A 20,146-nucleotide genomic window follows, 5' to 3' on the forward strand; every position below is an offset into this window, starting at 1 on the left:
GGTGTATAATTTAAATTATAAAAAATAAACTAAATTATAGGGAAATAAGATATCTATATGAAATATTACTAACAATTAGGAGGGATTAAAATGAAAAAAATAGTATTTGGTGGTGGATGTTTTTGGGGTGTAGAAAAAGTTTTTTCTATGATAACAGGCGTATTAAATACTGAAGTTGGATATGCAAATGGTAAGACAGAAAACCCTACTTATGAAGAGGTTTGTAATAATGATACTGATTTTGTAGAGGTATGTTATGTTACATATGATGAAGAAAAAATCTCATTAGAAAATTTGTTAGAAAAGTTTTGGAGTATTATAGATCCTACATCAGTGGACAGACAAGGAATGGATTCAGGAAGACAGTATAGAAGCGGCATTTACTACATAGATGAAGAAGATTTTGATACATTAAAGAAGAGCAAGGAAAATACTCAAAAGAGATATCTAATGCCTATAGCAACAGAAATTGAAAAACTTAAAAATTATTATAAGGCAGAGGAATATCACCAAGGATATTTAAGAAAAAATCCTGACGGATACTGTCATATAAAATTCGATGATTAATGGATAGTAAAGGGGCGGTTAAAAAATGTATAGTTTCAAAAATGACTATAGCGAAGGGGCTCATGAAAGAATAATTAAAGCTATAGTGGAGACAAATTATGAGCAAACCGAAGGATATGGTTTAGATATATACTGCGATAAGGCTAGAAGTGTTTTAAAGAAAAAGATAAATTATGATAAGGCAGATATACATTTTCTTGTAGGCGGTACTCAAACGAATCTCACTGCTATATCAGCATTTTTAAGACCTCATGAAGCAGTGATTGCTGCAAATAGCGGACATGTACTTGTGCATGAAACCGGAGCTATAGAGGCTACTGGACATAAAGTTATATCTGTGGCTGTAAATGATGGAAAGCTAAAACCATGTCATATACAGAGTGTAGTTGATGAACACACAGATGAACATATGGTAAAACCTAGAATGGTATATATATCTGATTCAACAGAGATAGGAAGCATATATACAAAATCAGAATTAATAGCTCTTAAAGAAGAATGCAAAAAAAATCATTTATATTTATATTTAGATGGAGCAAGAATAGGAGCGGCTTTAACATCAGAAGAAAATGATTTGAAGCTTTCTGACATGCCACAGCTTACAGATGCCTTTTATATTGGGGGAACAAAGGGAGGAGCCCTTATGGGTGAAGCCATAGTTATATGTAATGAGAAATTAAAAAGTGATTTTAGATTTTTTATAAAACAGAAAGGTGCAATGCTTGCAAAAGGAAGACTTTTAGGAATACAGTTTTATGAATTGTTTAAAGATGATTTATATTTTGATTTAGCAAACCATGCCAATAATATGGCGGCTATATTAAAAAAAGGGATAAAGGAATTAGGATATGATTTTATGATAGAGACATCAACTAATCAGATATTTCCTATCTTACCTAATGAAATATTAGAAAAAATAAATTTAAAGTATGAATATAGTGTTTGGCAGAAATGGGATGACAGAAGTAAAGTTATAAGATTGGTAACATCATGGGCTACTTTAGAAGAAAAGGTTAGAGAATTTATTGATGATCTTAAGAGTTGGAGCTTATAATATATGAGAAGTGCCTGTAATTCGTTATAATAAATTCAACAATGAATTGCAGGCTATAAAAAGTATGAAAAGTGGAAATGATTATATAACCACTTTTTTCTTATTTAAACATAATAGATCTATATGAAGTATGTCATGATTATTATCTTTTTGAACTTCTTTGATTAAACACTTTAATCTTTTACGGTTTAATCTAAAAGTGATTAATGAGTTGACATTTTTACTATTTAACATTCGAATTAATTCAGACTTATCTATTTTTATTAAAAGAGATTGTTCCAAAGATTTACCATAAATCACACAAGGAATTTCTTTGTTTTTTCTGAGTTGATTAATTTTTTCATTTTTTGTTCTTTGATATACTTTAAATGTTTTAGCTTCCATTATTATACCTCGCTTGTTTAAAATTTATAAAATGATGATAGTTCTATAATAACATATTTTACAATATATGTAAAATAATCGTTTGATAGTAGTAATAACTCAAACTTATATAAAGAATTACTTATAAAAACTGGGGGACATATAAATGATTTCGAAATATAGTGTAAAGAAACCTATGACGGTAGCTGTCGCTATGATATTAGTGGTTTTGCTTGGGTGCATATCTTTTACCAAAATGACAACGGATTTGTTACCAAGCATAGATCTGCCATATGTGATGATAATTACTTCCTATCCAGGTGCTAGTCCAGAGAAAATTGAGACAGCCGTTACCAAGCCATTAGAAAGTGTTCTAGCTACTACTAGTGGAGTAAAAAATATAAATAGTGTGTCAAGTGAGAATTCAAGTACGATAATGCTTGAATTTAATCAAGATGTAAATATGGATAGTGCCATAATAGAGATGAATAGTAAGATTGATATGGTTAAAGCTCAACTTAAAGATGAAACTATAGGTTCACCTATGATGATGAAACTTAATCCGGATATGCTGCCGGTAATGGTGGCTAGCGTAGATGTAAGCGGTCTGGATGTAAAAGAAGTTACAAAGGTAGTAAAAGAAGACATAATACCTGAATTTGAAAGAATAGATGGAGTTGCATCGGTTTCGGGAATAGGATTAGTAGAAAAAAAGCTTAAGATTCAATTGGATGATAAAAAGATAGATTCAATTAATAACAAAGTTTTGAGTTCTGTTGACGATAAACTTGCTGAGGGGAAAACTAAACTAGATGCTGCAAAAGCAAAACTTGAAGATAGTAAAAAGATTTTAGCTAAAGAAAGAGAAGTTAAGTCGTCACAAATTGTTGATAGCAGTATTGCAATTTCAGATGGAAGAATTCAGCTTGAAAATGCTCTTAAAAATTTGCCAAAGACTCAAAATGAGCTAGAAAAAAAGCGCGAAGGTTTGATAAAACAAAAGGAATTATTAGAGGAATTGATAAAATGGCAGATGAATCAAGGGATACCTGTTCTCGATGAGGAAAAAAATGCTTTAGAGCAATTTAATATTGGAATAAAGCAAATTGATGATGGAACAGAAGCAATAAAGCAGCAAAAGCCAGATTTAGAAGCGAAGCTTATAGAGCTTAGTAAAGGTCAAAAAAATTTAGAAGTAGGGAAGATGATATTAAGCGAGGAAATGGCGAAGGCATCTGTAACTATTTCTAATGCTGAGGCTGAATTAGATAAAAATATCAAGCAATTTGAAGAATCTAGAGATGAGGCTTATAAAAAGGCTGGAGTAAAGGAAGTATTTACAAAAGATACTATAAGCAAAATTCTGAAAGCTGAAAATTTTGCTATGCCAGCTGGTTATATAAACGAGTCAGGAGAAAAATATTTAGTTAAAGTTGGAGAACAGTTTTCAACAGTGGAAGAACTAGAAAACCTTCTTCTTTTCAATATAAATGTTGAAGGGGTAGGGCCAATATACTTAAAAGATGTAGCTAAAGTTGAATTTATAGACAATGCAGAAGATATGTATGCTAAGGTAAATGGTAATGATGGAGTTGTTTTAAGCTTTCAAAAACAAAGTACGGCTTCTACTGCTGCAGTTTCTGATAAAATTAATGAAACTATAAAGAAAATGGAATCGTCAAATGATGGGATAAATATAACACCATTGGATGATCAAGGCATATATATAAATGTTGTAGTACAATCTGTATTAAACAATTTAATTTTAGGTGGAATATTGGCAGTTATAATTTTATTTATATTTTTAAGGAGCATAAAACCTACAATTATAATAGCCTTTAGTATACCAATAAGTTTATTGTTTGCAGTGGTTATGATGTATTTTAGCGGAGTAACAATGAATATAATCTCTCTAGCTGGATTAGCTTTAGGAGTAGGTATGCTGGTTGATAATAGTATAGTTGTTATTGAAAATATCTATAGGTTAAGAAATCAAGGAGTCAATGCTGCTAAAGCTGCAGTAAAAGGAGCTGCTCAAGTTTCAGGTGCTATATTTGCTTCAACGTTAACTACAATATGTGTATTTTTACCTATAGTATTTACGGAAGGTATATCAAGGCAATTATTTACCGATATGGGTCTTACTATAGCTTATTCACTGATTGCCAGCTTAGTAATAGCTTTGACACTGGTACCAGCCATGTCATCTAATATGCTTATTCAAGCTGATGAAAAGGAGCATAAGTTCTTTGATAAATTTGTAGAGAAGTATGAAAGGATATTAGGGTGGAGTCTTAAACATAAAGCCTCAATAATGATATTGGTAGTTATAATGCTTGTTGTAAGTATAGCGGCATCAGTTTCTAAAGGAACTACTCTTATGCCTTCAATGGATAGCAACCAAATATCCATATCAATAAAAATGCCTAAAGGTTCTACCAGAGATGAAGCAAGAGCTATGAGTGACATCGTAATGGATAGAATTCTTACTATAGAAGATATTGATACAGCAGGTGCTATGCAAAACAGTGGAAGTAGCACCATGATGGGGATGGGGGGAAACGATAATAGTGTTTCATTCTACGTTCTATTGAATAAGGATAAGAAACTTAGCAGCAAAGAAGTAGCAGACATTATAACTGAAAAAACATCAGATTTAGATTGTAAAATAAAAGTACAGTCATCAAATATGGATATGTCTGCTTTAGGAGGAAGTGGAATTTCTGTTGAAGTTAAAGGAAATAATATAGATAGGCTAAAACAAATATCCAAAGATATAGCAGAAATATTGAAAGATACAGAAGGCACTATAGATATATCTGATGGACTAGATGGTGGAACCATGGAAACGAGAATAGTTGTAGATAAAAATAAGGCTATGGAAAAGGGACTTACTGTAGCCCAAGTATATCAAGAGGTAGCTTCAGCCATTATATCAGAAAGTGAAGCAACAACTTTGAATGTTGAATCTAATGAATATCCAGTAATACTAGTAAATGATGATGAAAGCAAGTTGAATAGAGAAGATTTAAAAAATCATGAAATAACCATAAAAAAGGATGGAAATGAAGAAACAGTTCTCTTAAAAGAAATAGCAGTGATAAGTGAAGAGCAAAGCCTTAAATCTATAAATAGAGAAGGTCAAATTCGTGCTATGACAGTAAAAGCATATATAGATGGTTCACATAATATAGGTTTAGTAAGTAATGATTTCAAAAAGAAACTAAAGAATTATGATGTGCCTGAGGGATATACAGTGGAAATGAAAGGTGAGGATAAATCTATAAAGGATGCCTTTACTGATTTGGTAAAGATGATAGCATTAGCTATAGCTTTTATATACTTGATAATGGTAGCACAATTCCAATCATTACTATCACCATTCATAGTTCTATTTACAATTCCTTTAGCGTTTACGGGAGGATTTCTTGCTCTTGCACTTACAGACTTTGAAATAAGTATGATTGCCCTTTTAGGGTTCTTGGTATTATCAGGAGTCGTAGTAAATAATGGTATAGTATTTGTAGACTACGTTAACCAATTAAGACTAGAAGGTATGGATAAGAAGGAAGCTATCTTAGTAACTGGAAAAACAAGAATAAGACCTATACTTATGACAGCTCTTACAACTATATTAGGATTATCAACTTTAGCTATGGGTATAGGTATGGGATCAGATATGATTCAGCCTATGGCTATCGTAACAATTGGAGGACTTTCATATGCAACAATACTTACATTGTTTGTTGTCCCAATAATGTACGATATACTTCATCGTAAGCCTCTAAAACCTATAGTTATAGATGATAATGATTTAAAATAGGAGAAATTCTAAATTAAAAAATACCCCATAGAGTTGGAGTTGTCAACAAAAAGTAGACACAAAGTTAAGATAATTTTATGAATTTAATTTTTCAAATTCAGCAGGTGAAAGATAACCTAATGAAGAATGAATTCTCTTAGTGTTGTAGTATAATTCAATATATTTAAATATTTCTTTTTGAGCTTGTTCTGGAGTTTCATATTTAGCATCCAGAATAAGCTCTCTTTTTATAGTTCTGTAAAAAGACTCCATAACGGCATTATCATATGGATTGCCTTTTCTACTATTGCTGTGTATTGCACCAAATTTATCTAATATAGATCTAAAATTGCATCCTGTAAATTGTGAACCCTGATCAGTATGTACAATTAATCCAGCAGAGGGTTGTTCTTTACCGTAAGCTTGAATAAAGGCATCAACAACTAGACTATCTTTCATTTTCTTCTCCATAGACCAGCCAACTACTTTTCGTGAATATATATCAAGAAAAACTGCTAAATAGAGCGTTCCTTTTTTAGTTGGTATATATGTAATATCCCCAACCCATATTTTATTTTTACCATCTGTTTGAAACATTTGATTTAGTAAATTTGGACGTTCAATAGCATTTGATTTTTTATTATAATATTTATACCTATAACGTGTTCCTTTAGGCCACAACTTTAGTTCTCTCATAAGCCTTGCTACACGCTTTCTATTAATATTAATCCCTTTATTATTTAAAACTTTTGCTATTCTAATAGAGCCATAACGTCCCTTATTTTCTTCAAAAATTTGTTTGATTTCACCTTTTAATACTTCATTCTCAATATCCCTTTTAGATGGCTTATGTTTTAAAAATTTATAATATCCTGATCTTGATACATTTAATGTTTTGCAGGCCTTCTTGATATTATATTTATCATTATTTTCTTTTAAAAACTGAAATCTTATTTGTTCTTTTGCTTCAAGAAGGCCTGGTATTTTTTTAATAATTCAAGCTCCTTTTTTAACTCAAGATTTTCTTGCTTCAATTTTTTTAGCTCATACTGACATGAATAAAGTGCAGTTCCATGTCCTGGAAACGCACTTTCTCCATATTCTTCATATTCACTTATCCATCTATACAAAGAATTGTAATGTATAGATAGTTCTTTTGCCACATTAGAAACTGACATATCATCTTCAAGAACTAATTTTACAGCAGCAATTTTAAACTGTTTATCATAACTTCTTCTCATAAGTAGACCACCTTTCACTATTTTCTCTTAACTTAGTGTCTACTTAAGTATACCACTTCCAGAGTAGACTTTTTATTAATGTCTACTCTATGGGGTACATTTTAAGTATGAGGTAGTTTTTTTATATTATTGATGAAATATGATATGGTACAATTATTGTAAAGTATTTTTAATAATTAGCGTATTCATAATGGTTATACATGTTGGGGGGTATAGGTGAGTGAATGTTAAGGAATTATTATCACTAAAGGAATTTCAGGATTATGAAGTTATTTGTGGAGAGCAGGGATTAAAGAATGAAGTTAGAGCTGTTACAGTAATGGATGCTCTTGATATACGCAATTGGGTGAAGGGAGGAGAGGTGCTTCTGACATCTGGATACATTTTATACTGCAACATAGACAGTATAGCAAATATAGTAAGGGATGTTCACGAGGCAAAAGCAGCTGCTCTATTTATAAAATTAGGAAGATTTTTAAGTGAAGTACCAGAAGAAGCAGTGAAAATATGTAATGATATAGGGTTTCCTATAATAAAGATGCCTAAAGATCATTTGTTTTTGCAAGCTATACAACCAGCTTTTTTGGAGCTTTTAAATCAAAAAAACAATATTATTGCTACTTCAGAGCGGATACATACATCTTTTATAAACATAGTTATAAATGGCGGTGGAATTTGTGAGATAGTTGATACACTAGGAGAATTACTTAAAAGAGATGTTATATTTATAGATAATATCTTTAATAAAACCTATAAATCTAAAGACACCAAGATAAACTTTGAAAATATGGATAAGAAAATGTTAGAAAAATATTTTTATTACGATGTAAATTTAGATAATAGAAATTATGGACATATAATAGTTTCAAATTCAAGAAATGATTTAAAAAAGTACGAACTTTTAGCGGTTCAGCATGCATCTACAGTAATAAAATTGAGTATTCAAAAAAAACTATCAAATAGATCTATAGAAGAAAGATATAGGGATGGCTTTGTGCAAGATATAATTTTAAACAATATAAAGAGTGAAGAGGAAGTTGTAAAAAGAGGAGAAACATATGGGTGGATTCTTGATAAAAGCTGGTATACAACAATAATAATAGATATAGATAACACGAAAATACAATATCTTGGTGTTAAAAGTAGGCAGGATACGGAAAAGATAGAAATTGGGAATCAAAGGATTTTTAGATACTGTGCTGAGATTTTAAACTGTAATTTTAAAGATATAATGTATACAAAATTTACAGATAGCATAGTTTTTATAATAAAATGTGAGAAACTATGTGACAATAAGAGCAGCATAGTAAAAGTTCTTAACGAGTTAAAAAATAATACTTATGAAAAATTTAAATTTACTTTAACCATTGGAATTGGAAAGAGCAGAGATTCGATAACGAAATGTCATGAAGCATATTTAGAAGCTCAAAAATGTGTAAAGATATCAAGACGTATCTATAAGAATGATAAGATAATGCTTTATGAAGAATTAGGAGTTTATAATTTTTTGTATGAGGTAAACGAAATTCCAGGAGTAAAGAACTTTTATAAAGAATATATAGATAGATTAATCAGCTATGATAATATGCATAATACAGAGCTAATGAAAACTTTAATTGGCATAGTTGAAAATGGATGGAATCTAAAAGAAACATCTAAAACTATGTATATACATTATAACACTTTAAAAAATAGATATAAAAAAATTGAGGAAGTAAGTGAATTAAAGCTTCATGAGACTAAAGAGAAGCTTAATATGGAATTAGCAGTGAAACTTTATTTGGCGAATAACATTGAAAATTTAATATAAAACATAGTATTAGCAGATAATATGATGGCCCTATAGTACATTATTTTTATATTTTTAATGTACTATAGGGCTATATTATTTACAAAAAAGTTAAGTTATACTAAACATGTAAACGATAAGTGGAGTTTATAAATATCCATACAATCAATTATCACGTGATTCTTAATTAAATTAATGACAATATATATTATCTTAATTAACTTATGAAAATTACTAGTGACAATAGTTCTAAAAAATCATATGGAGGGAAATTATGAGTGAAACAATTTTACACATAGCTAATAAACCTATATTCTGGGTACTATGTTCCATTACCGTTATTATTACGATTATTCAAGCGGTTATATTTACTAGACTAGCTAGAAAAACAGCAAATACTATAGGAGTTCCAAAATCTACTTGTGATAAAGCTTTTAAAACAGGTATGATTTCATCTATCGGACCTAGTATAGGAGTATTTATTGTAATGGTAGGTTTAATGTCCACTATTGGAGGACCATTAAGTTGGTTAAGATTATCAGTTATAGGTGCTGCCCCTACAGAGCTTACTGCAGCAAAAATAGGTGCAGAAGTGGCAGGTGTTACCTTCGGTGGATCAGGATATACAACAGAAACATTAGCACTTTCATGGATAACAATGACTTTAAATGGAGCGGGATGGCTTTTATTTACGGGATTATTTGCACATAAATTAGAAAAATTAAGAGTGAAAGTTGGTGGAGGAGATTCTAAGTGGCTTGTTGCATTAAGTGGAGCTTCAATGCTTGGAGTATTTGGTTACCTTAATGCTGGAGACGTAGCAAAAGGCGGTGGCAATTTAGTTGCTGTTATAGTTGGAGCATTATTTATGATATTTATGGTGACTAAAGTTACAGTGAAATATCCTAAACTAAAAGAGTATTCACTAGGAATTGCCATGCTCTGTGGTATGATTGGAGCAGTTTTATACGACGTACTATTTCTTTAGAAATTAGGAGGTAATTATGAATAATATAAGTGATAAAGAGTTTGAAAATATGTGGAATAGACCTGTCATAAGAGTAGGTGCAGTCACTGTACTTTTGGCAGCGTTAACATCTTTTGCACCTACAGTATGGTTGTGCATATCAGAGGGCGTAATGCCACCTATAGGGCAAATACTTCAAAGCTGGGCATTAGTTGCAGCATCATTTGGAGCGTTATATGTGGTGGAACCTATATCTTATTATTCAGTATTAGGACTTTCGGGGACATATTTGTCTTTCCTTTCAGGGAATATAGGAAATATGAGAGTACCTTGTGCTGCCATGGCGTTAGAGGCTACAGACACAACTCCAGGTACAAGACAAGCTGAGATAGTATCTACTTTAGGGATAACAGGATCTATTATTGTAAATATATTCTTTGTTACTTTAGCAGTTATAGTAGGAGCCGCACTTATAAGTGTACTTCCTCCAGTTGTTGCAAATGCATTCAAGACTTATAGTGCACCAGCTATATTCGGAGCGGTATTTGGTCAGTTTGCAATAAAGTATCCTAAGCTTGCAATATTCTCTTTAGGAGCTCCTACTGTTCTTAAGGTAGTGTTCAATCCGCCAGCATATGTACTGATAGTGGTAGCTGTATTCGGAAGTATAATACTTCAAAAATTCTTTTATAAAAAAGAACAGCAAAAAATTAGTGCAGGTAAGGTTTAATATAAAAAAAGAAAGGAGCAATTTTTATGTGGGAACAATGTAAAGATATACAAAGTTATTTAGTAAAAGCAAGAAGGGAGCTTCATGAAATACCTGAACTTGGGAAAGATTTGCCTAAAACTTCTGAATATATAGCAAAAGAACTTGATAGAATGGGGATAAAATATAAGAGAAATATAAAAGACTCAGGAATAATAGCATTGATAGAAGGTAGAAATTCGGATAAAGTAATTGCACTTAGAGCTGATATGGATGCACTTCCAATAAAAGAAGAAACAGGCTTAGACTTTGCATCTACTAATGGAAATATGCACGCTTGCGGTCATGATTCACATGCTGCAATGCTTCTTGGAGCAGCTGAAATTTTAAATAAAAATAAAGATAAATTAAATGGAACGGTAAAGCTTATATTCCAAACAGCAGAAGAAACGGCAGAAGGTGCAGAGGTAATGATAGAGGAAGGTGCTTTAGAAAATCCTAAGGTTGATGTTTTAGTAGGACTTCACATAGGATCTATATATGGGGCAAAAGTGAAATTAGGCCAAGCCGGAATAGTACCAGGAAACATAATGGCATCTTATGATAAATTTATCTTAAAGGTAAAGGGAAAAGGATGTCATGGATCCACTCCTGAAAAAGGAATAGATCCAATAACAATAGCAACCAATATAGTAAATGCTATTCAAACAATCGTTAGTAGAGAAATAAGCGCAACAAAACCTGCAGTTATAGCTATTGGAAAAATAAACGGAGGTTTTGCATATAATATAATTCCTGATATTGTTGAGATGGAAGGAACTATAAGGGCCACAGAAGAGGAAATAAGACAGCTTTTGTCCTCTAGAATAGAGAAAGTTTCTAAAGATATAGCTGAGGCTATGAATGGTAAATGCGAATATGAAATAGTATGGGGTGCACCACCAGTTGTAAATGATAAGGAAGTTACAGCTATGGTTATAGAATCAGCTAAAAAAGTTTTAGGAGATGAAGGAGTTGTGTCTGAATTTGATGCCCCTAATATGGGAGGAGAAGATATTGCTCATTATTTAAATAAGGTTCCAGGAACTTTCTTTTTCTTAGGATCTAACAACCCTAAAAAACATACAGATATACCACATCACAATCCTAAGTTTGATATAGATGAGGATGTAATGTGGAAAGGAAGTGCAATTTTTGTACAATCAGTATGCGACTATTTGAAATAGGAATATTATACAAAATAAAAATGTCTTGCTTATATGAGCAAGATATTTTTATTTTATAGTTTTTAAGTACGTGCTTTAAATTCATAAGAACATTTTCTGCAGGTTACTATTATATTCTTTTTTCCTCTAGGAAGTCTAAGTTTTTGATTGCACCTAGGACATACTACTATTTTAAATTTAATTTTTTGATTAAATGAATACTTAAGTTCATTGAAAAGCCTTGGAATTCCGTCTAAAGTTGCTCTTGGAAAATTATCAGGAAGCTTTCTTCCGAATTTACTTAATACTTTATTCAATAAATTTGTAAATTTATTGAGTTCTGAGGAACGTTTATATATATTTTTAGAAAAAGCTCTGTATAAAACAATAAGATTAAGTATCATTGCTAATATTCTAGTGTGACGCATAAAGCTAAATATGAAGCTTAATATAAGCAAGAATATAGAAAGCAAGTCAAAACCGTAAGCACCATATAAAAAGTTCATGTTGTACCCTCCCATTTTGCAAAATAAATATCATTATATATTTTAATAGATAAATGAAGAATATGTGTGAATTTTTATTTAATATAATGAGTAAAATTAAAATTGGCATTGACTAGTAACAAAATTCGTTTCTACTTCATATAATGGTTTAAAATAATGAAAGGGTGATATTTATGAAAGTAAATTTTGAAGATATAGGAAAGAAGATTAGCGAAGGCAGTAAATCAGCAGTAAAAAAGACAAAAACTGTTACTGAAACTATGAAAATAAAAAATAAGTTAGCAGAAGAGGAAGACACATTAGAAACTCTTTATATGGAACTTGGTGAAAGATATTTTAAACTTTTTAGTGATAAGCCAGGTGATGAATTTACAAAACTTTGTGCTGCTATAAAAAATTCAAAACATAAAATAGAAGAATTATCAAGGGAACTAAATGGATTAAAGGGTATAAAGACTTGTAAAGAATGTGGTTCAGAGATTGGCGACAATGAAATTTATTGCAAAAAATGTGGGGCAAAGATAAAGTAAACAGAGTTGGAGGCAGTCTTTCTTGCTCGATCTTAGAACTTACAAGGGAAAGTTAATATAACAGGGAGTGAAGATTAAATCTTTGCTCCCTGTTTTTGTGAAAAGTACTCAATATTTGATAGATAATAAGCTTAAAAAATAGAATATATTTAAATTAGAGAATAATATATTTAATTTAGTTATCGTGGTAAAAATATCCTGTGGAAGAACTGCAAATACTAATGATATATTATATAAGAAACAAAATACACGAAAGGAGCGTTATAATATGAAGGTTATAATAATTGGAGGAATCGCAGCAGGAACAAGTGCAGGGGCAAAATTAAAAAGAATATCTCCTGATACTGAAGTAGTAATATATGAAAAGTCAGATATAGTATCTTTTGGAGCTTGTGGCCTTCCATATTTTGTTGCAAATTATTTTGAAGAATCTAATAAAATGATTGCACGAACTCCAGAAGCCTTTGAGAAATCAGGGGTTAAGGTTAAAACAAAACATGAGGTTGTAGATGTAAACTTTGATGATAAATTTATTGTAGTTAGGGATTTATCTAATGGCAAGAATTTTAAGGAATACTATGATAAGCTTATGATTGCTACAGGTGCAAGCAGTATAATTCCGCCTATAAAAAATGTAAATATTTCTAATGTTTGTACATTAAAATCTATGGAAGATGGATTAAAGCTAAAGGAACTTATGAAAGGTGAAAACAATAAAAAGGTTGTTATAGTTGGTGCAGGATTTATAGGACTTGAGGCTGTGGAAGCAGCTAAACAATATGGTAAGGAAGTATCAGTAATACAATTAGAAGATAGAATTTTAAAAGATGTATTTGATAAAGAACTAACCGATGTTTTAGAAGAGGAACTTAGAAGTCATGGAATTAAACTTTATTTAAATGAAACAGTTATTGAAATGATTGGTGAGAGAAAAGTTTCTAAAGTCAAAACAACTGAAAGAGAGATAGATGCAGACATAGTAATTATTGCCACTGGAGTGAGACCAAATACAGAAATTTTCAAAAATAAGGGATTAAAGATGCTTAAAAATGGAGCTATTATAGTAGATAATAAAGGAGCTACATCAATAAAAGACGTTTACGCTGCAGGTGATTGTGCAACAATACCTAGTCTTATAGATGGAGAACCCTTATATTTACCGCTAGCTACTGGTGCCAATAAACTTGGGAGAATAGTCGGAGAAAATATGGGGAATATGGATTCTGAATTTCCTGGCTCTTTAGCATCAAGCTGTATTAAGGTAATGAACATGGAAGCAGGAAGAACCGGTCTTACGGAATTGCAGGCAGAAAAACAAGGAATTAATTATAAAGTTAAATTTATAAATGATATGAATCAAACTAGTTATTATCCAGGACAAAATAAAATATATTTAAAACTTATATATGACGGCTATACAAAGAAGATTCTTGGAGGACAGATAGCAGGTTATAAAGATGCTGTACAAAGGGTAAATGTAATAGCAGCATGTATATTTGCAGGTCTTACTACTAGCGAGTTAGGAATGCTTGATTTATGTTATGCACCACCATTTGCAAGAACATGGGATGCATTAAATGTATTAGGAAATGTAAGTAAATAAAGATATTTAAACTAAGGAGGAAAAAATGTGAATAGTAGCTCGTTTTTAGCGGATTTCCTTTTGATTTCTGAAGGGAAAACTGTAATGTTCATAGCTTTATTAATTGCAGTATTTTTTATAGTTAGAGTTATGGAAAAGAAAAAAATAAAATTTTCAGTAAGAATGATTACATCAACAGTAATTGGATTGATATTAGGAATAGTCATTCAATGGGCAGCTAGCTTTCCAGCTACACCTAAAGATGTAAAATGGCTAAGTGAAGTGACTTCATGGTATGGATTATTTGGATATGGATTTATAGATTTACTTAAGATGCTTGTAGTACCATTGGTATTTTTATCTATAGTTAGAGTTATCATAAATATGAATGGTGAAAATCTTGGTAAATTAACTTTAAGAAGTATAATAACACTTGTATCTACAACTATTATTGCTGCAACAATAGGAATCGTGGTAGCAAATATTATGAACTTAGGTGTCGGTACTGATATGACGGGGATAGATAATGCAGCTAAAATGCGAGAAGTCAGCAATGTGATTGATACTATAAGAGGATTAATTCCATCAAATCCTGTAAAAGCCATGGCTGATTCAAACATAGTGGCAGTCGTTATATTTTCAGGATTTATAGGAACATCTATAAATAGATTAAAAAAGAAACATAGTGATATTATTGAACCTTTTGTGGGATGGATTCAAGGTGCATATAAAATCATGGTAAGTGTATCTATGACTGTTATAAAATTTATGCCTTATGCAGTAGTAGCACTTTTAGCAAATACAATTACATCAAGAGGGGTTTCAGCTCTTTATACTGTTCTTAATTTTATAGTAGCTCTTTATGTAAGTGCAGCTATTATGTTTGTGGTACAACTTATAATAGCATCATTATGCGGAATAAGTCCTATGAAATATTTAAAGGGAGTTATAGAAGCACTTATACTAGCTTTCACATCAAGATCAAGTTTGGGTACACTTCCTGTAACTATAGAGTGTTTAACTGATAATCTTAAGGTGGATGAAGGAGTTGCAAGTTTTGTAGCAAGTCTTGGAGCAAATATGGGCATGAATGGATGTGCAGGAATATATCCAGCACTTTTGGTTGTAACCCTTTCAAACATGACAGGAATGAATATGGATTTTGGATTTTATGTTATGCTTATTATTGTTATAGCTATAACTTCCTTAGGAGTAGCAGGTCTTCCGGGAGCAGCTACTATGGTAGTTTCAATAGTTATATCTGGTATAGGCATGGGGACTTATTTCCCTCTAGCAGGTGGAATAATTGCAATAGACCCTATCTTAGATATGGGAAGAACAATGCTCAATGTTAATGGATCAATGGTGTCTACAGTGGTTGTTGCAAAGAGCATAGATAAAATAGAAAAAGAATCTTAAATAAAAGGTTTTAGTTCGTTTATTTGAACTAAAACCTTTTGTCTATAAAAATTCTATTTTACTTTGTTCTAAAATAAAGTTTTTAAATAATCTCACCATAGGACTTTGGAATTTTTCCTTTGAAAAAGCTAAATATATAAATCTTTCGTGGAAGGGATTATTTATGGGAATAACTTTTACATTAAAATTATTTAAGTATTGAGTCTCAGGTACTATAGAAATTCCATAATTTATGTTTACTAATGAAGCTAATGTGGCTATATCTTTAACCTCACATATTACATTAGGAGTTGTAGATACCTCAACAAACATGTCAGTGATGGACTTGTAAATAAGGTTATTTGGATTAAAGGATATCATTGCATAAGATGATATATCTCTTAAATCAACACTTTCATAATTGCTAAGTTCATGTAAATCAGAAACGATAACTGAGAGATTTTGTCTCTTTATAGGAAGAAACTCTATATCCTTTGTCTTAATTACATGTGAGCATAATCCTAAATCATATCGACCATCCTGTAGACCATCTATAATAGCAAGATTATCTTCTTGATTAAAAGAAAAAGAAATTTGGCTTTTTTCATTACTAGAATTATAAAATTTTTCTATTATATTTGGAAGAAAGGTTGAATCTATATCATTAGTATATGCTAAATCTACAAGACCTTTAGAAGAACCAGTAATTTTATATATTTCTTTTTCACCAAGTTTTAAGGTATCTAAAGCGCTGTCTACATACTTTAAAAATACTCTACCATATTTAGTTAGAAAAATATTTCTTCCTTTTTTCTCAAAAAGTTCAGTGCCTAGTTCTTCTTCTAAGGAAGAAATAGAATTGCTAAGGCTGGGTTGGCTTATGGAAAGTATATTTGCAGCTTTAGTATAGTGTTGAACTTTTGCAAGGACACTAAAATATTTTAGCTGATTTAAATTCATGTTATCCATCCACCTTTCTCATAAACTTATAGTCTGTATATTTAATAGGAGTATTATATCATAGTTTTTAATAATACAATTAAGCTATCTAAAGAAATATATTGATTTTTTATAATATTTATAAAGGATTGGGAGAAAATATTAATATACTTTTCAAAACTAGGAGGGATAATATGACATTTCCAACATCTTTTCCACCTCAACATCAAAATCAACATCCAGGTATTGAAAGTGAGATGAACCCTACACCTATATATGCTGATAATATGTACATAAAAAAGGGTGATATATTAAAGGAAAAGGTTGCTGTAATAACAGGAGGAGACAGTGGAATAGGAAGAGCTGTTGCTTTAGCTTATGCTAATCAAGGGGCAGATTTAGCCATAGTTTACTATAATGAGCACAATGATGCAGAGGAAACTAAAAAGCTTGTTGAATCTGCGGGAAGAAAATGTATTCTTATGGCTGGTGATATAAGCGATTCCAGCTTCTGTAGCAGCGTTATAGAAAGAACCATAAATGAGTATGGTAAGATTGACATATTAGTAAATAATGCAGCAGTTCAATATGTATGCAATGACATAAAACAGCTGTCAGATAATCAATTTGACAAGACTTTTAAAGTAAATGTTTATGGAACTTTTTATATGACTAAGTGTGTCATAAAACATTTAAAGAGCGGTGGATGTATAATAAATACTGCTTCTGTCACAGCTTTTGCAGGAAATGAAACTCTTATAGATTATTCTATGACTAAGGGAGCAATTGTAGCATTTACAAGAAGTCTTTCAACAGCTTTGGCAAAGGGGAAAACAGGTATAAGGGTAAATGCAGTTGCACCAGGACCTATATGGACACCCCTTATACCATCAAGCTTTGATGAAAATAAAGTAGCACAGTTTGGAGCCAATACTCCAATGGGAAGAGCGGGTCAGCCTATAGAGTGTGCTCCAGCTTATGTATTTTTAGCATCTGACTCAGCTTCATATATAACAGGGCAAACAATTCATATAAATGGTGGGGAAATAGTAAATGCATGATGAATTCTTATATAAAATATTAAAGATTCAAATGTATAAAATTTAATTTATAAAATCTATAAATCCTTAACAGTATTTTGTTAAGGATTTTATTACGCTCAATAATATCATAAATTCAAGTTTAAATATCATAAAATAAATTGAAGTACTTAGAATATGGAGATATTACCTTGAATTTAATCGGAAAGATAAATAAGCATAAAAAAATTAAACTATCAATTAGTAAAAGTAAAGTAAAACATGGTTTTAGCGTAATAAATCATGGCAATGAAGGATGGCTGGGGCCAGCGATAAAAGATGCTACTTCGAATATGATAGCATCACAAACAGAAAGAGTAGACGACACTATAAAACTACTAAATCAAGTAAGATATTCTGTACTTCAAGGAATAGGTATAGGAATAGGTATAGAGATACTGTCGAAGTTATGGCGTAAAGAGAAGATAAGATTTTTTGAAATCATAAAAAAAGCTGCCTTTTGGGGTATTGATTTTGGAGTGAAGATTTTAGGGGTATATGTCTTAAAAGGTGTTGTTGAATCAGGAGCTATAGCATTTATTCCTAGTACTACTGAATCAGGAACTATATCAAATCTATCTTATATAATTATTGAAAATATAAAGATTTTATGCTCTGCAATATTAGGCAGATTAAAAAGAAATAAATGTTTTAAAACTATGGAGATGACTACTTTAGAGATTATATTAGGTATAATTATAAGTGAAAGAGGAATAAAGGCAGGGTACAATATAGGAATGACATTTGGTTATATATTAGCTGGCTCATTAGGTTTTTTAGGAGGAACTATAGGTTATATAATAGGGTTCAAAATTGCAGAAATAATACTGAATATAATAGATTCTCTATGTATGGAAGAAAAGAAAATTAGAACAAGCATTGTAAGAGAGATTATAGAGGCGATAAAGAATATAATAAGGGAACTAAGGGTCATATTTTAAATATAATTAATAATTCCAACGTTGTTCATAAAAAAAATAAAAGGTATAATAAATAAAAAACTATATTACAGTATGTTAATGAGGAAGAGGAATAGTTTATGCCAAAGATAGGAATGAGAATTATAAAGTCAGCTATAGCAGTTTTTATCTGCTTTTTAATATCTATGATTAGAGGTCAAGGAATTGTTTTTTATTCGGCAATTGCAGCAATTTTATGTATGCAGCCTTATGTATCTAATAGTTTAAAAGTAGCAAAGAATCGTATTGTAGGAACTTTGATAGGTGGTATATTTGGGATTGTTATATTAACGATACAAAGAGCGTTTATACCAGCTCATATGGAGATTATAAGTTATTTATTAATTGCAGTAGCAATAATTCCACTTATATATATAACAGTAATTATTGAAAAAACTACTGCATCATATATAACTTGTGTAGTATTTCTAAGTGTTACAGTTGCTCACGGTATTGATGTAAGCATATATGAATTTGCACTAAATAGAATACTGGATACATTAATAGGTATAGTAGTATCATTAGGAGTAAATGCTTTTCATATGCCAAAGGAAAAGAATTCCAATGTACTTTTTATAAGTGGTTTAGATGGAACATTAATTGATGGTTGCGGAAAAATCTCTTCATATTGTAAAGTAAAACTAAATCAAATGTTGTCAAGAGGAGCGTTTTTTACAATAGCAACCTCTAGAACACCTGCAACAGTAAGGAATATAATGGAAGGTGTGGAGATAAATCTTCCTATTATAGTTATGAATGGAGCTGCTTTATATGATATGAATGAAAGACGTTATATGGAATGTAAATATATTGATTCGGAAACTTCATTTAAAATTATAAGACAGTTTGAAAAATGCCATTGTAATTGTTTTGTACATACAATTAAAAATGATATCCTTCATATATACTATGGTGAATTTAACAATAAGATAGAAAAAAATTTCTATGATGAGAGAAAATTTCTACCTATGCATAATTATATTTATGGAGATATTCCTCAAGATAGAGAAACGTTGTATTTTATAGCTATAGATAAGATTGAGAATATAAAAAAAATATACGATTCAATTAAAAAGATTGATATAGATGAAAAAATAAATATATTATATTATGAATATTTAAATAATAGCGGATACTATATATTAGAGATATACAGTTCTAAGGCATCTAAATATGAAGGTGCTAAAGCTATAAAAAGAATGACGTCAGTAGATTTTATAGTTGCATTTGGAGACCACATAAATGATGAAAGTATCGTAGAAAATGCTGATTGTAGTTACGTAGTAGAGGGAGCGGACAATAGGATTAAAGAAAAAGCATTTGGGGTGATAGGTTCATGTGCAGAAGATTCCGTAGTTAAGACTATGGCAAAATTATTTTATTCTAAGAACCTCTTTAAAGTAAAAATAAAAAAATAAGTGTTTTTTTAATGTGATGAACATTTAAAAACGAAGCT

Annotated in this window: 17 protein-coding genes; 13 read left to right on the forward strand and 4 right to left on the reverse strand. The window is 30.7% G+C overall.

What is annotated here, in order from left to right:
• Window positions 1-90 precede the first annotated feature (90 nt).
• Together msrA and KQH81_RS05900 are read left to right on the forward strand one after the other, a co-directional pair.
• Window positions 91-567, forward strand: coding sequence for a peptide-methionine (S)-S-oxide reductase MsrA (msrA, locus tag KQH81_RS05895; protein ID WP_027639035.1), 477 nt, complete (start codon window positions 91-93; stop codon window positions 565-567).
• A gap of 25 nt (window positions 568-592) precedes the next feature.
• Window positions 593-1,621: a threonine aldolase family protein gene (locus KQH81_RS05900; RefSeq protein ID WP_168972447.1), complete on the forward strand. Its 1,029-nt coding sequence runs from the start codon at window positions 593-595 to the stop codon at window positions 1,619-1,621.
• A gap of 81 nt (window positions 1,622-1,702) precedes the next feature.
• Here the strand turns inward: KQH81_RS05900 and KQH81_RS05905 are convergent, their stop codons facing one another.
• A complete protein-coding gene (locus KQH81_RS05905; RefSeq protein ID WP_051196267.1) occupies window positions 1,703-2,005 on the reverse strand; it encodes a hypothetical protein in 303 nt (100 codons plus the stop codon).
• A 145-nt stretch (window positions 2,006-2,150) separates the two neighbouring features.
• On the opposite strand from KQH81_RS05905, the gene KQH81_RS05910 reads away from it, so the two are divergent.
• Window positions 2,151-5,807 (forward strand): efflux RND transporter permease subunit, encoded by a 3,657-nt coding sequence (locus tag KQH81_RS05910; RefSeq protein WP_230029082.1) that lies wholly within the window; start codon window positions 2,151-2,153, stop codon window positions 5,805-5,807.
• Window positions 5,808-5,882: 75 nt separating this feature from the next.
• Here KQH81_RS05910 and KQH81_RS05915 read toward each other — a convergent pair.
• A protein-coding gene (locus tag KQH81_RS05915; protein WP_180269231.1) for an IS3 family transposase occupies window positions 5,883-7,027 on the reverse strand; the annotation gives its coding sequence in 2 pieces (ribosomal slippage) (window positions 5,883-6,769 and window positions 6,769-7,027; 1,146 coding nt in all).
• A 220-nt stretch (window positions 7,028-7,247) separates the two neighbouring features.
• On the opposite strand from KQH81_RS05915, the gene KQH81_RS05920 reads away from it, so the two are divergent.
• The 4 genes from KQH81_RS05920 to KQH81_RS05935 all read left to right on the forward strand — a co-directional run bounded on the left by KQH81_RS05920 (window position 7,248) and on the right by KQH81_RS05935 (window position 11,718).
• Window positions 7,248-8,837: a PucR family transcriptional regulator gene (locus KQH81_RS05920; protein WP_099336199.1), complete on the forward strand. Its 1,590-nt coding sequence runs from the start codon at window positions 7,248-7,250 to the stop codon at window positions 8,835-8,837.
• A 253-nt stretch (window positions 8,838-9,090) separates the two neighbouring features.
• On the forward strand, window positions 9,091-9,804 hold the full coding sequence (locus KQH81_RS05925; RefSeq protein WP_074844396.1) for a DUF5058 family protein: 714 nt from the start codon (window positions 9,091-9,093) through the stop codon (window positions 9,802-9,804).
• Window positions 9,805-9,820: 16 nt separating this feature from the next.
• On the forward strand, window positions 9,821-10,513 hold the full coding sequence (locus KQH81_RS05930; protein WP_230029083.1) for a hypothetical protein: 693 nt from the start codon (window positions 9,821-9,823) through the stop codon (window positions 10,511-10,513).
• 26 nt (window positions 10,514-10,539) lie between these two features.
• Window positions 10,540-11,718: a M20 metallopeptidase family protein gene (locus KQH81_RS05935; protein ID WP_099336200.1), complete on the forward strand. Its 1,179-nt coding sequence runs from the start codon at window positions 10,540-10,542 to the stop codon at window positions 11,716-11,718.
• Between the two features lie 62 nt (window positions 11,719-11,780).
• Here the strand turns inward: KQH81_RS05935 and KQH81_RS05940 are convergent, their stop codons facing one another.
• Window positions 11,781-12,203: a hypothetical protein gene (locus KQH81_RS05940; protein ID WP_027639028.1), complete on the reverse strand. Its 423-nt coding sequence runs from the start codon at window positions 12,201-12,203 to the stop codon at window positions 11,781-11,783.
• Between the two features lie 173 nt (window positions 12,204-12,376).
• Between KQH81_RS05940 and KQH81_RS05945 the strand changes: the two genes are divergently transcribed.
• The 3 genes from KQH81_RS05945 to KQH81_RS05955 all read left to right on the forward strand — a co-directional run bounded on the left by KQH81_RS05945 (window position 12,377) and on the right by KQH81_RS05955 (window position 15,734).
• Entirely contained in the window at window positions 12,377-12,733 is a 357-nt protein-coding gene (locus tag KQH81_RS05945; RefSeq protein WP_027639027.1) for a zinc-ribbon domain-containing protein, read from the forward strand.
• A gap of 268 nt (window positions 12,734-13,001) precedes the next feature.
• The gene (locus KQH81_RS05950) at window positions 13,002-14,336 is read left to right on the forward strand and encodes a CoA-disulfide reductase (RefSeq protein WP_230029085.1); all 1,335 of its coding nucleotides are present in this window, start codon (window positions 13,002-13,004) and stop codon (window positions 14,334-14,336) included.
• Window positions 14,337-14,420: 84 nt separating this feature from the next.
• Entirely contained in the window at window positions 14,421-15,734 is a 1,314-nt protein-coding gene (locus tag KQH81_RS05955) for a cation:dicarboxylate symporter family transporter (RefSeq protein WP_230029257.1), read from the forward strand.
• 42 nt (window positions 15,735-15,776) lie between these two features.
• On the opposite strand, the gene KQH81_RS05960 is transcribed toward KQH81_RS05955, so the two are convergent.
• Window positions 15,777-16,673, reverse strand: coding sequence for a LysR family transcriptional regulator (locus KQH81_RS05960; RefSeq protein WP_180269234.1), 897 nt, complete (start codon window positions 16,671-16,673; stop codon window positions 15,777-15,779).
• 173 nt (window positions 16,674-16,846) lie between these two features.
• Between KQH81_RS05960 and KQH81_RS05965 the strand changes: the two genes are divergently transcribed.
• From KQH81_RS05965 to KQH81_RS05975, 3 genes are all read left to right on the forward strand, one after another.
• Window positions 16,847-17,713, forward strand: a complete 867-nt coding sequence (locus tag KQH81_RS05965) for an SDR family oxidoreductase (RefSeq protein WP_027639023.1) — start codon at window positions 16,847-16,849, stop codon at window positions 17,711-17,713.
• Window positions 17,714-17,883: 170 nt separating this feature from the next.
• The gene (locus KQH81_RS05970) at window positions 17,884-18,672 is read left to right on the forward strand and encodes a hypothetical protein (protein WP_099336203.1); all 789 of its coding nucleotides are present in this window, start codon (window positions 17,884-17,886) and stop codon (window positions 18,670-18,672) included.
• 98 nt (window positions 18,673-18,770) lie between these two features.
• Complete coding sequence (locus KQH81_RS05975; RefSeq protein WP_099336204.1) at window positions 18,771-20,108, forward strand: HAD-IIB family hydrolase; 1,338 nt, start codon at window positions 18,771-18,773, stop codon at window positions 20,106-20,108.
• Window positions 20,109-20,146: the final 38 nt, after the last annotated feature.

Source organism: Clostridium cadaveris (genome assembly GCF_020911725.1).
GTDB lineage: Bacteria > Bacillota > Clostridia > Clostridiales > Clostridiaceae > Clostridium_X > Clostridium_X cadaveris.